The organism is Candidatus Pelagibacter ubique HIMB140, from assembly GCF_025558165.1.
GTDB lineage: Bacteria > Pseudomonadota > Alphaproteobacteria > Pelagibacterales > Pelagibacteraceae > Pelagibacter > Pelagibacter ubique_T.
Window position 1 is genome coordinate 1,245,221 of the sequence record NZ_LAMZ01000001.1, and the last position, 14,348, is coordinate 1,259,568.

The following is a 14,348-nucleotide window of genomic DNA, read 5'->3' on the forward strand; positions in this document are numbered from 1 at the left end:
ATCTAATTTAAGTATGAATAATCTGAATATTCAATGACAAAATTGGCTTATTTTAAACTATTATCTAATAGAGAATGGGTCTAAAGATGGTTCATCTGATGTGTAGAACCAAGTTGTTTTTACTCTTGTGTAATCTTTAATTGAGTCAATTCCTGCCTCTTTACCGTATCCACTATCCTTGATACCTCCAAATGGAGCTGACGGTGAAATTAATCTGTAAGTGTTTACAAAAGTAATTCCTGCTCTAATAGCATTGGATACTCTCATGCCTCTTGCAAGATCACTGGTGTACACACCTGAAGAAAGACCGTATTGATTATCATTCATTAATTTTATCACTTCCTCTTCAGTATCAAATTTCATAACGGATAATACTGGACCAAATAATTCATTTTCAGCTACTGGTAAGTTATGATTTTCACATTCAATAATTGTTGGAGGAAAATAATAACCTTCATTTGAAAAAGAATGTCTTTTACCTCCACATTTAATTTTACCACCTTGTTCAATAGTTAATTTAATATTTTTTTCTATTACCTCTAATTGTTTAAAGTTACTTAATGGACCCATCTCAGTATTAGAGTCCATTGGAGTGCCAATTTTAATTTTTTCTGCTCTAGCTGCTAACTTGTCTAAAAATTCGTTATAAATTCCTTTTTGTAAATATAATCTTGAACCTGCTATACAACTTTGACCGCTAGCTCCAAATATTCCAGCAGTAATTCCATTAATAGCATTTTCTTGTTTAGCATCATCAAAGACTGCAACAGGACTTTTTCCTCCTAACTCTAAACTTACTTCAGATAAATTCTCAGCAGAATTTCTAATTATATGTCTTGCTGTTTCAGGTCCTCCAGTAAAAGCAACTTTCTCAACTAAGTTATGAGTAGTCAATGCTTTACCACATGGATCTCCAAAACCAGAAACTACATTAATTACACCTTTAGGTATTCCAGTTTCCTCAACAAGTTTTGCAAATTCAAACATTGTTGCTGGAGCTAATTCAGAACATTTGATTACTACCGTATTACCCATAGCCAAAGCAGGAGCAACTTTTGTTGCAGTTAAAAACATTTGAGAATTCCAAGGAATGATAGCTGCAATAACTCCTATTGGAATTCTAGTTGTGATTGCTTGAATATTTGGTTTATCTATTGGAAGAACTGTTCCCTCAACTTTGTCAGCTAATCCTGCGTAATAATCATAATATTCAGCAATGTATTTTGCTTGTTGATAAGTTTCTCTGTACAATTTTCCTGTATCAATTGTTTCAATCTTACCTAGCAATTCAGAATTCTCTCTAAGCTTGTTTCCAATAGCTCTTAAAAATTTTGCTCTATCTCTTGCAAGCATTTTTGGCCATTCACCTTCAAAAGCTTTTTGCGCAGCTTTTACAGCTCTGTCTACATCGTTTGCACTAGCTTCTGGAACTACAGCCCATGGCTTATTATCTTCTGGATTTAAAGTTTCAAAAGTTTTTTTTGTATCAGAGTCTACCCACTCACCATCTATAAACATTTGATATTTTTTTAATTTAGACATTATTTATATGTTTCATTATTGCATTATTTACTTCGTCTGCATATTCAATAGTACACAAATGCTTTCCGTTTTTAATTTCAATATATGTTGAGTTTTGAATATCTTTATTTAAATTTTTAGACATATCAGGTGTAGATCCTGGATCATCTGAGCCTGTAATTATTAATGTATTAGTTTTAATATTTTTTACATTTTCAAGATTATCTTTGTAATTCGCAAATAACTCATAAGCTTTTATAAAATTTTCTTGGTCGTTTCCCTTTTTGTTAAGAATTTTCATAAACTCATCATATAATTCAGGATTTTGTTCAAGGTACTTATCTGAAAACCATCTCTTCATTGCCATTTGAGAAATAGGCATATTTTTTTTTGCTAAATTGACCCTATCAACAACATTTTGTCTTTCCAAATCTGTCCTTTTGTATGTAGTGGAAATCAATGTTAAGGAATTTAAATAATTTTCAAATTTTGATGCAAATTCTATTGCTATTAATGATCCAATAGAAAATCCAATTAAATTAAATTTCTCTATTTTTAAGTTATTTACTAGATTTGACAATTGGTTGGTAAAATTTTCCATTGATAAATTTGGCTCTTTAAAGGGTGTTTTCCCATGTCCTAAAAGATCGTAAGTTATAAATGAATTGTCCTTGAAAAATTCAATTTGTGGTTTCCACATTTGTTGATTTAAACCAACACCATGAATAAAGATCAAAGGTAAAGAATTTTTATTATTAAAATAATAATGATTTTGATTAGTATCAAAATTATAAGACATCAATTAATTATCAATGCCCATCTCTTTCATATCTTGATATCGATCACCAGTTCTTGCATGAGCTCTTCCCGTTGGAGCTCCACCTATAGCAACAACTATTTCATCTTCATTAGGCGCATCATGAATAGTAAATTCATGGGTTAAATAAAAAGGTCTTAATCCAGCATCAGTTTTATGCATCATTGGAATTGAAATTTTTGCTCCTGCAGGACCTCTTGTATTTGTAAAGCTTAAATAAGAAGTTCCACCGACAGCGTCTCTAAATTTATTTCCAAATCTAAGAGTATGAATAAATGCAGAGGCGTGTTCTATTTCACCATTTAATCCTACCATCGCTGCCTTACCGTAGGCTAAAATTTTTTCACCTGATCCAATTTCTTTGATTAATTCTGGTACCAAAAGGTCTCCTAATTGAGGTGCAAGATCTAATATTTCTGCTTTTAAATCTTCTACAAAACCTTTTCCAGCCCAAGGATTTTCTATAACAGCTGCAACAGAAACTAACAAAACAGGTTCATTTGCTTTTTTTCCACCTTCAATAAATGTTTTATCTACAAATTTTGCAAATTTTCTAAGTTTTAGATCCATATGTTAACTAGCTTTTTGTATATTAGAATTAATAGGTTTTATATTTGGAATTACTTCTTCTGTAAATAATTTGATGCTTCTCATACAGTCTTCATGTTTGATACCAGGAAAGTTAGACCAAACTTGTAAATTTTGAAGATTTAATTCTTGCTGAAGTTCGTTTATTTTTTCTATTACAAACTCAGGTGTTCCAAATAAAAGATTTCTTTTATGAAGAAATTCATAATTTAATAAATCCAATTTATTTTTAGTCTCAGGCAACTTTTCATCTGGATCCATATGGTTTCCTAATCCCCTCCAATGGCAGACCCATCTCATATAATTTACAATATGTTCTCCAGCCATTTTTTCTGCCTCTTCCATAGTTTCTGCAACAAACATGTCTCTAACCAAACTTATACCTTCACCTAAAGGAACATCTCTGTTTTCAGCTTTAGATTTTGCTTCTTTAAAAATTTCAAATCTTTTTTTCAAAGCTTTTACAGTTGGGATCCACATAATTGTATTAAGTCCATTTTCTGCTGCCCACTGAATTGATCTTTCTCCATCAACTACTTGTGATATTGGTGGAAATGGTTTCTGATAAGGTTTTGGTAATACAGATATTTGTTTTAGTTCGTTTGTTTTTAAATCCACAACATTTTCTTTGGGAGGACTCATGTCGTGTTGCCAAATAAAATTAGGAGATGGATAAGTATAAAATTCTCCTTGATGAGAGAAAAAGTCTTCAGACCATGCTTTTTTCATTATTTCTAATGTTTCTGAAAAAAGTCTAAAATTTTTTGCCTGATCTTTTAGGTCAGCTTCTTTATTCATGTTGATTGCTTCTCTACCGTAAACACCTCTACCAATACCGACCTCAACTCTACCTTTAGACATTTGGTCGAGTGTAGCGATATCTTCGGCAAGTCTTATTGGATTATGAAATGTGATTACGTTACATGCTTGCCCTAAACGAATATTTTTAGTTCTGGCCGCAGCATCTGTACACATCATTAAAGGATTAGTACAGGACTCCATCCCCTCATGATTAAAATGATGTTCTGTGTACCAAATAGAATTCCAATTATTTTGGTCGCAATATTCTGTGATTTCTCTAGCTTCGTCTAAAAGCTGAGTATAAGGTTTCTTATCCCAGTTGGTAGTATTACAAAAATATCCAAAGTTCATAAAGCCTCCTTTAAAAATTAATTTAAAGACGACCGATCCCACTTTCGTAAATCTTTGATTTAAACGACGAGTTATGTATCGCTTTATAAATAACGATATCACTTTTTAATAGCAGTGGAAATCTAAAAAAGCTTCTTTTTATCTGTCCATGGACCTTTTTTTGTTTTGGGTAAAAACTTTTTAAGATCTAATAGGACTTTTTCAGACAGCTTTCTGTATGTAGTAAGTTTTCCTCCATAAATGTTTAAAAGAGGTAATTTTTTTACAATGTTTAAATCAAAAACATAATCCCTTGTAACTTTTGAGGCCTCTTTAAAATCCTCTATTAGAGGTCTTATTCCTGAATAAGTATCAACTATATCTTTTTTGCTTATTTGTTTTTTTAAATAATTATTTACTGATCGAATTAAATATTGAGTTTCTTGTTTTGATATTACAGTATTTTCTGGGGATTTAACCTCTACTTCAGTTGTTCCAATTAATGAAAATTTCTTTTTGTAGGGAATTACAAAAATTATTCTTTTATCTATATTTTGAAATGTAAATGCAACATCTTCTTTATATAATTTCTTTGTAATTATGTGACTACCTTTAACTAATCTGATTTTATTTTTAGATTTTATTTTTATATTTTTATGCAAAGTTTCATTTATCCATGGTCCTGATGCATTGATTAAAACTTTTGATTTTATTTTTTTTCTATTTTGAAGACTAATGACCCATTCATTATTAATAATTTCAGCTTTTTTAACTTTATTGTATTCTAGTATTTTGGCTTTATTTTTTTTTGCATCTTGAGCATTTAGTTTTGTTAATTTTTTATCATCAATTTGAATATCATAATATTGAAAACCAGTTTTGTATTTCTCCTTAAGAATATTTGGAAATTTTTTATTAAGATCTAATGTTTTTGATTTTGGAATACTAGTTTTCCCACCTAAATTATCATACAAAAGCAAACCAAATTTAATTAACCATGCTGGTCTAATTTTATCAGTATGAGGAATAATAAATGGAATTGGTTTTGAGATTTTTTTTGCAATTTTGTAAACAATTTCTCTTTCTTTAAGAGACTCTCTTACTAATTTAAATTCGTAATTTTCTAGATAACGAAGACCACCATGAATTAATTTTGTTGACCAAGAGGAAGTTGCACCTCCTATTTCTCCTTTATCAGCTAAACATACTGACATACCTCTACCAGCGGCATCTCTTGCGATACCAGCTCCATTAATACCACCACCAATTATGAATAAATCAAATACTTTAGACATTTAATTAGATTGTTTATAAAATGTAATTATAAATTTTCAACGACTTAAATTATTCTAACGTTGATATTCAATAAATTTTTTCAAAGATTGATTTAGAAATTTTTCGTAAATCTGACCTGTGTTAGAATATTTTTTGGAATTAAGGAAAGATTTATTCATTTTAAAGTCATAAGAGGGTTCAAAGAAGAATGGAACAGAAAGTCTCTTGCTTTTATTCCATAGCACTCTGTGGTTTGTAGCTTTAAATTTACCTTTACTTAAAAATTCTAAAGCTCTTCCCGTATTTACGACCAAAGCTTTTTTGTTAAATGGTACATCATGCCATTTTTTTGTTTTTCTATTCTGTACCTGAAGACCACCTTTTTTATCTTGGTATAGAACTGTAAATATTCCACTATCAACATGCGTTTCACATCCAAGTGCAACCCCATCTTGTTTTGAAATTTCTACTGGCTTCGTTTGATTTGGATAATAATTAAACCTTAAAGTGCTTAGTGTTTTTAATCTTGAAAATGCTTTTCTTGAAAGATCTGGATTAAGTTTGTTTAATTTAATGACACTTTTAAACAAAGTTTCACTTAAATTATAAATATTTTCGAAATATTTATTTAAGGCCTCAATAGAATTTTTGTTAAAACATGTATTTAGATCTAAATATTCAATGTATTGGTTTTTGGTTTTTGTTGAATATTTCTTGGTAACTTTTAAATCTCCTATATCCAATCCTTCTTTACCATTTACGTCACTTGGAAAATATCCTCTATAGAGATTTTTATTTTTTTTATTCCATTTTTTTGGTGATAGTTTCTTTTTTTTACTGTCTGATAAATTGAAGAATTTATTACCTATTCCACATATTTTCTTAATTTCTTTCAAATTAAGTCCATGTCCAGTCACTTGGAAAAAACCTATATTTACACAAGCTTTTTCAATTTCTTTAATTTTTTTATAGGCACTTTGAGTTTCAAAATTATTTTTAATTAGCGAAGTGATATTAATTGTTGGAATATAATTTTTAGACACTTTAATTACTATTTTTTATAAAATCTGCAGCTCGTTCAGCAATCATCAAGGTTGGTGCATTTAAATTTCCACTTGTAATTTCTGGCATTACAGATGCATCCACAACTCTGATATTTTGTAATCCACTCACTTTTAATCTTTCATCCACTACAGACATTTTATCTGTTCCCATCTTCAATGTGCATGAAGGATGGTAAGCTGTTTCAGCCTTTGATCGGATATATTCTTCTAATAAATCATTAGTTTTTGCATGTTCTCCAGGTCCAATTTCTTTACCAGCAAAAGGTTTTAATGAATTTTGTCCTAAAATTTTTCTAGCCACATGGATGCATTCTATTGTTTGATTTAAATCATCTTCATGTTCTAAATAATTAAATTGAATTTTTGGATAATCATATGGATTTGAACTATTTAAAGTTATATGACCTCTACTTTTTGGATGGTTTGGACTTGCATGCAACTGATAGCCATGTCTATCAGGATCAACTAACCCATGATCAATTACAAAAGCTGGAAAAAAGTGAAATTGAATATTAGGGTATTCTCTCTCTGGTGATGATTTACAAAAGCCACCCGCTTCTAGGAAAGAAGTAGAGCACGGACCACTTCTATTTAAAAACCACTGAATACCAATTCTGAGCATATTAAGCTTATTAACATAGGAATATAAAGTGTCTTTTGTTTTACATTCTTGTTGTACATAAGTTTCTAAATGATCTTGTAAATTTTTTCCAACACCCTCCAAGTTTTGAATAACATTGATGCCTTTATCTTTAAGATGATGGTTTGGACCTACTCCTGATAACATCAGTAGCTGAGGTGAATTAATTGCGCCACCACTTAAAATTACTTCTCTGTTGGCAAAGATTTTTTCAACTTTATTATTAATTTTAACCTCAATTCCAATGGCTTTTTTTCCATCAAAAATTACTTTCTCAACAAAAGCTTCAGTAAATACTTTTAAATTTTTTCTTTTTTTTGCTGGATTTAAATAATATTTAGAAACACTAGCACGTTCACCATTATGAATTGTGACGTCATACATTCCAAAACCTTCTTGTTCTTTACCATTCATGTCTTTATTTTTTTTGTAACCAGCTTCACCAGCAGAGTTTATAAATGCTTTGAATAAAGGGTTTTCGTTTTTAGATTGGTTTACTGGCAATATACCACTACCACCTCGGTAATCATTTTCTCCCTCAGACCATGTTTCAATTTTTTTAAAATAAGGAAGTACTTTCTCATAAGACCATTCTTTCAATCCAAAAGACGCCCATCTTTGGTAATCGTTTGGATTGCCTCTGACAAACACCATTCCGTTGTGCGCTGAGCAGCCCCCAATCATTTTACCTCTTGGACAAAATAGCTTTCTATTATTTAAATTAGGTTCTGGTTCAGAATAGTATTTATAATTATATTTTGGATCATGCATGGCGTATAAAATTGCTAAAGGCATATTTACTTTCCAAATATCACTTGGTCTGCCAGCTTCAAAAATAGCAACATTATTTTCAGATTTTTCAGTTAATCTATTTGCAAGAACACAACCAGCCGTTCCTGCTCCTATTATTAAATAATCATATTTCATAATATAAATTTTATTATATTTATTATACTCATCGTCTCACTGGTGTTTCACTTGCTATATACTGTTCTCTGACTCTTTCTCTAAAATATATGTATATACCAGCAGCGATGATGCATCCAACTCCTAAGAATGTTCTAGTCGAGGGAACTTCATCAAATAAAAAATACCCTGGTATCATAGACATTATAATTAAAGAGTACTCAAATAATGATACTACAGATGGTGAAGCAACAATATATGCTGAAAAAATACAAAGAAAAGCTATTGATGCCGCAACTCCAAAAAACAATATAAACTTCCACGTATATTCAATATTAGAAAACCAATCTCTAAAAATAAATTGTGTTGTTGAATCAAAATTAGAATTGTTGAACTGACCATTCCCCATAAACAAATAAATAATTCCACATAATATGAGAGCAATTAAATAGAAGTAAAATAGTTGAGTGTTTACATCATCTTTGTCAGAGGTATATTTTGTAATTGTCATAGAGGCTGCATAAAAAAATGCACATCCAACAGGAAGTAGACTTTTGTATTCAAAGTCTGAAAAATTTGGATTTAAAACTATAAAGACACCTACGAAGCCAAATACAATTGCAGACCATCTTCTAATACCAATAAATTCCTTTAAAAAAAATTTGGCAAAGATTGATACAAAAAAAGGGCAGGAGAAAAAAAGTGCATTAGCTGTTGCTAATGGCATGTAAGTTAGAGAAATAAAAAATGCTGAAAAAGCCATAAAGTGCAAAACTACTCTTACCAAGGTTAATATTGGATAGTATGTTTTTAAACTAACCTTTTGCTTTTTAAATTTGATGTAGCAAAAGAGTAAAATTGCAGCAACAAAGTATCTGCCAAAAAAGATTTCATATAATGCTGCTTTTTCAAATATAAATTTGATTAATGAGTCCTGCATTGCAAATAAAGTCATTGCAATAATAATAAGAACAATTCCTTTAGAGTTATTATCAGTACTCATTTCGCACCTATACCAAAATAAGATAATGAATAATATTTAATTATTTCTTAAGTTTTGAAGTAAACAAAAGATTTTCACTTGAAAATTTAGCTTCATTTTCCTTTATAAAAGAAGCCATCAACTTCAACTTTTCTTCTTCAAATTCTGTTACCTTTCTTTTGCTAAGATCAATATATAGAGATATCCATTCCATCGATGCTGAAATTTTTTTAGTCTCTTTTGCAATCATTTCCATTTTTAAATGTAATCGTTTTTTATCATGGTCAAAATAAGTGAGGTTTATATCAACAGTTTCACCTTCTTTAACCTCATTAAGATATTTAGTATTAGTCTCTACTACCATCGTGCTTCTGTTAAGATTTTTTGCTGCACTTGCTCCCATTTTAAACTTTTCAAGCGCTACTTCCCATGCTTCATCAAATATTAAAACATAGTAAGCCATGTTCATGTGATTGTTATAATCAACCCAATTATTTATGATACTAAAGCTTTTAAGAAAAACAGACATTTAATAATTTAATTTAATATTAATATCATATAATAAAGTTTTATGAAAAAAGTATTAACAGCTAGTTGTTTATGTAAAGGTGTAAAGTTTAAAACACTTAATAAACTTAGAAGTGTATCAAATTGCCATTGTGTTCAATGCAGAAAAACTCATGGTGTATTTGGTGCCTATACAAATATAAAAGACAAAGAAATTAAATTTTTAAACAAAACTACCTTAAAGTGGTTTAAGTCGTCCAAGAATTCTAAGAGAGGTTTTTGTAATAAATGTGGAGCAAGTATATTTTTTAAAGTTGACAAATCTGACAATGTTTCAATTTCTGCAGGAATGCTTGATGGTAAAACAAAACTAAAAACTTTTAGAAATATATTTGTTGGTTCAAAGTCGGATTTTTATCAAATTAATGACAAACTTCCGAAATATAAAAGATTTGCTAAATAATATTATTTTAAGATTTAGTTAAAGAAGACTGTAGTTCTTGATTAGTAATATAACCCTTGATATTACCATTCTTATCAACCACTTCACAATTTGAATCTGAACAAACTATTTGAGGTAAAAATTCCTCAATAAATTGATCTTCATTTACTTTAATGACGTTTGATTTATCGATATTTTCAGACTCATTTAAATTTTTCATAATTATTTTTGCTTTGATTACTTTTGCTCTATTAACATCTTTAACAAAAGCTTTTACATAATCATCTGCTGGGTTCATTATAATCTCCTCTGGAGTTCCAACTTGTACTAATTTTCCTGAATTTAAAATTCCAATATGGTCACCTAACCTCAATGATTCATCAAGATCATGAGTAATAAATACAATTGTTTTTTTTAATTCTGATTGAAGATCAATAAGTTGTTTTTGCATATCGCTTCTTATAAGTGGATCTAGAGCACTAAAAGCTTCATCCATTAACATTATGTCCGTATCTGTTGCTAATGCTCTCGCTAAACCAACACGTTGTTGCATTCCTCCAGATAATTGATTTGGATATTGATTTTCAAATCCGTTTAATCCAACAGCATCAATTTTTTCCATTGAGATTTTGTTTCTCTCATCTTCTTCTTTACCTTGCATTTCCAAACCATATCCAACATTTTGTAAAACTGTTTTATGCGGGAACAAACCAAACCTTTGGAAGACCATGCTCATTTTGTGTCTTCTAAATTCAATCAGCTTTTCTTTATCAAGTGACATCACATTCGTACCCTCAACCAAAATTTCACCATCAGTTGGATCTATAAGTCTATTTAAATGTCTAATTAATGTTGATTTTCCTGAGCCTGAAAGACCCATACAAACAAACGTTTCACCTTCTTCAATTTTAAGAGATACGTTATCTAAGCCAACTGTGTGCCCAGTCTTTTCTAATATTTCATCTTTAGTTGAACCTTCTTTGACCATTTGAAGTACTGATTTTGGATTATTACCAAAGATTTTGTATACGTTGTTAATTTCGATTTTCGACATCAATTAAGTTCTAACAGTTCATTGAGCATAATGTAAAACAATTTCTATACAACTATGAATTGATTTTCAAAAATTCGATTTTATTTGATTTTAGTAGTCATTTAAATAATCATTTAATTAATGTCCAAATCAGATCAAAATGTTCGATGTGAACTATCGGCACTTTATAGAATTTTACACATGTATGGAATGACTGATTTGGCCAATCAATGTGCAGGAGCTAGATCAGCCGAGGATAAAGATTGTTCTTTTGTTCATCCCTATGGAATGTTTTATGAAGAAATTACAGCATCGTCTTTAGTAAAGATTGATAAAAATGGAAGAAAGATAAATTCAGAAGGACCATGGTTAAATGATGGCTGTATAAATCTTGCGCAATGGATTTTTAATTCACGCTCTGATGTTAATTTTTATGTTCATGGTCATGCTAATGATGTTATGGCAGTTGGAGGAACAAAAGAAGGATTAATGTATCTTTCACAAGCAGCAGTCTATTTAAATCATTTAATTGGATATATTGATTATGAATTTGTTGAAGATAAAGATTTTGGAAAAAAATTTGAAGACCTTATAGGTAAGCATGATATTTTAATTACAAGAAATCATGGATACTACACTGTAGGTAAAACTGCTGCAGAAGCTTTTTTTAGAGCATATTATTTAGAACAAGCATGTACTGTTCAAGTTAAAAACTTATCTATGGGATTAAATAAACATGAAATAGACAAACAAAAAGCTGCTTATTTTTGGGATAATATGAGTAGTTCAGATGATTATAATTATGATGGAAAAACAGAGTGGGCTGCATTATTAAGAAAATTAGATCGTGAAAATTCAAATTATAAAAGTTGATGGAACAAAATTATAAAATTGAAAATATAACTAAAAATTCTACTAATTTAGAAGTTGATTGGAGTGATGGAAAAAAAAGTAAGTTTAATTATTTGTGGTTAAGAGATAATTGTCCTACAGCACACGATAAAGATTCTCGTCATAGAATGTTTAACATTCTCAAAGTATCTAAAGATATAAATCCTAAAAAATTTTCTTTAAACAATGATGGTAAACTCCAAATTGAGTGGAGTGAGGGAGATCATGTTAGTTATTATGATCAAAAATGGCTGAGAGATAATTGTTATACAATTAAAAACAATTTGGAATACAAATCACCCTACAAGCTTTGGGATAATTCTCTTCAAGATCATTTAAAATCTGTAGAAATTGATCATGACGAAATCGTTAATTCAGATGAAGGCTTAATTAAATGGTTGGAACTTTTGCATCATACTGGAATTGCAATTGTAAAAAATGCACCGACAGATGAGAACTCTGGATTTAAAGTTTTAAATAGAATTAGTCATACTAGAGAAACTTTTTTTAAAACTCCATTTGAGGTAATTAATATTCCAAAACCAAACAATTCTGCTTATACAGCACATGCTTTGAGAAATCATATGGATCTTCCATGGTTTGAAAATCCTCCTGGATATCAATTTCTTCACTGTCTAATAAATTCTGCAGAAGGTGGAAATTCTTCTGCAATAGACGCATTTAAAGTTGCAAGTTATTTAAGGGAAAATGAGAAAGAAATATTTGATACTTTAGTAGAGATCCCATTTAAATTTAAAGACACAGATTATACTCAAGAAGCTCACAGACACTTTCATGCACCATCGATAACTTTAACCAAAGATGGTGATTTCAATGATGTAAGATTTAGCGTTGCAACAATGGATGTGTTAGATTGTAGCCCAGAGGTAATGGAAAAAGCTTACAAAGCGCATCACAGATTTGGAAATTTACTTCATGATCCCAAATATCAAATTAATTTTAGATTAGAACCAGGTGATATTTTTTCTTTTAATAATAGAAGAGTGCTTCATGGAAGAACTGAATTTAATCCAAACTCAGGACATAGACATCTTCAAGGATATTACATGGACAGAGATGAAATAATTGGAAGATTAAAATATTTAAAAAGTTATTAACAGATTCAACTCAGCATAGAAAATTTATAAATTTAAACATTTAAGTAACGTTAATTTAACGTTATCTTATTGTTTAACTTTTACAAATTTGTAAAAAATAAAAAAAATAAGAGGGGGAAAAAATGAAAAAAATACTAAGTATTTTTACAATTCTATTTACATTCTCTTTTACATCGCACAGTTACTCAAAAACAGAAATTCACTGGTGGTATGGAAACAGTGGTTTTCTTGGTGATGTAATTATTGAAATTGCAAATAGATTTAATGCTTCACAAGATCAATACACAGTAATTCCTACAGGAAAAGGAAGTTACGAAGATAACATGGCTGCAACAATCGCTGCTTTTAGAGCAGGAGATCAGCCACACTATTCGCAGGTTTATGATGCCGGTGCTGCAATCATGGTAGCGCAAGTAAAAAATGGTGTTGTTATCGGTTTTGAAGAAATGGCTAAGAAATATGGAATTAATGTCGACGCAGACAACTATATTCCTGGAATTAAAAATTTCTATGCCGACTCTGATGGAAAAATGATTGGTGTACCTTTTAATAGTTCTACATGCTTGATGTATGCAAACATGGATATATTAAAAGAAGTAGGAATCGAGTCAGTGCCAAAAACTTATGAAGAATTTGAGGCTATGGCTCCAAAAATCAAAGCTGCTGGATACATTCCTTTAGTTCAAAGTCATAGTCCTTGGATTTGGACTGAAAATTTCTTTTCTAGACATAATTTATTAATGTTAGATGGAAATAATGGTTATGACGCCGTTCCAAAAAAGACTTTATTTGCTGAAACAGATGCTTTTGTTATGCACTGGAAAAAAGTTAAAGAGTGGTATGATGCAGGTTATTATGGCTATAAAGGTAGAGCGTGGGGAGATAACCAAGCTCCGTTTATAGCAGGTGAGGCTGCATTTTGGTTTGGTTCTGCTGCATCATTTGGTGGAATGAAAGGTGTTGTTCCAAATTTTTCAGTAAACCACATTCCATATTGGGATTCAGTAACAGGTGGAAAAGAGTATCCAACATTTATTGGTGGTGCTGCTAACTGGATATTAAATGGTCATTCAGAAGAAGAGTATAAAGGACTTGCTAAATTTATAGAATTTATGGGTTCTCCAGAAATGGATCTGTATTACCATAACATGACTGGTTATTCTGCTGTAACTAAAGGTGGTATTGAATTAGCTGAGACTATAAATTTTTATAGAACTTCTCCTTACCACAAAGCAGTTGGTGAACAATTAAGCCTAGAAGGATCTACTATTCCTGGAGGATATAGAGCTGGTAACTGGCCACAAATTCGTGAAGTAATTTATGAAAATGTTGAGCCTATGTTAAATGGTAAAATATCTGTAGAAAAAGCACTAGGAAATATGGATAAAGGTGCAGCTAAATTGTTAAAACAATTTGCTAAAACTTTATAAACA

The 14,348-nt window shown here is 30.2% G+C and carries 14 protein-coding genes; 4 read left to right on the plus strand and 10 right to left on the minus strand.

The window, feature by feature from the left end; translation table 11 throughout:
• Positions 1–60: 60 nt before the first annotated feature.
• The 9 genes from VP90_RS06700 to VP90_RS06740 form a co-directional block, all read right to left on the minus strand.
• Positions 61–1,542, minus strand: a complete 1,482-nt coding sequence (locus VP90_RS06700; protein ID WP_262590341.1) for an aldehyde dehydrogenase — start codon at positions 1,540–1,542, stop codon at positions 61–63.
• Entirely contained in the window at positions 1,535–2,320 is a 786-nt protein-coding gene (locus tag VP90_RS06705; RefSeq protein ID WP_262590342.1) for an alpha/beta fold hydrolase, read from the minus strand. Before VP90_RS06705 ends, VP90_RS06700 begins: the two co-directional genes overlap by 8 nt.
• Positions 2,321–2,323: 3 nt before the next feature.
• Positions 2,324–2,908, minus strand: coding sequence for an amino acid synthesis family protein (locus VP90_RS06710; protein ID WP_262590343.1), 585 nt, complete (start codon positions 2,906–2,908; stop codon positions 2,324–2,326).
• Positions 2,909–2,911: 3 nt separating this feature from the next.
• Positions 2,912–4,078: an LLM class flavin-dependent oxidoreductase gene (locus VP90_RS06715; RefSeq protein ID WP_262590344.1), complete on the minus strand. Its 1,167-nt coding sequence runs from the start codon at positions 4,076–4,078 to the stop codon at positions 2,912–2,914.
• Between the two features lie 122 nt (positions 4,079–4,200).
• A complete protein-coding gene (gene glpD / locus VP90_RS06720; RefSeq protein WP_262590345.1) occupies positions 4,201–5,352 on the minus strand; it encodes a glycerol-3-phosphate dehydrogenase in 1,152 nt (383 codons plus the stop codon).
• A 54-nt stretch (positions 5,353–5,406) separates the two neighbouring features.
• On the minus strand, positions 5,407–6,375 hold the full coding sequence (locus VP90_RS06725; RefSeq protein WP_262590346.1) for a 2OG-Fe(II) oxygenase family protein: 969 nt from the start codon (positions 6,373–6,375) through the stop codon (positions 5,407–5,409).
• A 1-nt stretch (position 6,376) separates the two neighbouring features.
• Entirely contained in the window at positions 6,377–7,963 is a 1,587-nt protein-coding gene (locus VP90_RS06730) for a choline dehydrogenase (protein WP_262590347.1), read from the minus strand.
• A 28-nt stretch (positions 7,964–7,991) separates the two neighbouring features.
• A complete protein-coding gene (locus VP90_RS06735; protein ID WP_262590348.1) occupies positions 7,992–8,945 on the minus strand; it encodes a DMT family transporter in 954 nt (317 codons plus the stop codon).
• 40 nt (positions 8,946–8,985) lie between these two features.
• A complete protein-coding gene (locus VP90_RS06740) occupies positions 8,986–9,453 on the minus strand; it encodes a thioesterase family protein (protein WP_262590349.1) in 468 nt (155 codons plus the stop codon).
• Positions 9,454–9,495: 42 nt separating this feature from the next.
• Here VP90_RS06740 and VP90_RS06745 point away from each other — a divergent pair, with 42 nt between their 5' ends.
• Positions 9,496–9,894 (plus strand): GFA family protein, encoded by a 399-nt coding sequence (locus VP90_RS06745; protein WP_262590350.1) that lies wholly within the window; start codon positions 9,496–9,498, stop codon positions 9,892–9,894.
• A gap of 7 nt (positions 9,895–9,901) precedes the next feature.
• Here the strand turns inward: VP90_RS06745 and VP90_RS06750 are convergent, their stop codons facing one another.
• Complete coding sequence (locus VP90_RS06750; protein ID WP_262590351.1) at positions 9,902–10,927, minus strand: quaternary amine ABC transporter ATP-binding protein; 1,026 nt, start codon at positions 10,925–10,927, stop codon at positions 9,902–9,904.
• Between the two features lie 120 nt (positions 10,928–11,047).
• On the opposite strand from VP90_RS06750, the gene VP90_RS06755 reads away from it, so the two are divergent.
• From VP90_RS06755 to VP90_RS06765, 3 genes are all read left to right on the plus strand, one after another.
• Positions 11,048–11,779, plus strand: a complete 732-nt coding sequence (locus VP90_RS06755) for a class II aldolase/adducin family protein (RefSeq protein WP_262590352.1) — start codon at positions 11,048–11,050, stop codon at positions 11,777–11,779.
• Positions 11,779–12,915 (plus strand): TauD/TfdA family dioxygenase, encoded by a 1,137-nt coding sequence (locus VP90_RS06760; RefSeq protein ID WP_262590353.1) that lies wholly within the window; start codon positions 11,779–11,781, stop codon positions 12,913–12,915. Before VP90_RS06755 ends, VP90_RS06760 begins: the two co-directional genes overlap by 1 nt.
• Before the next feature lie 122 nt (positions 12,916–13,037).
• Complete coding sequence (locus VP90_RS06765) at positions 13,038–14,345, plus strand: extracellular solute-binding protein (protein WP_262590354.1); 1,308 nt, start codon at positions 13,038–13,040, stop codon at positions 14,343–14,345.
• Positions 14,346–14,348: the final 3 nt, after the last annotated feature.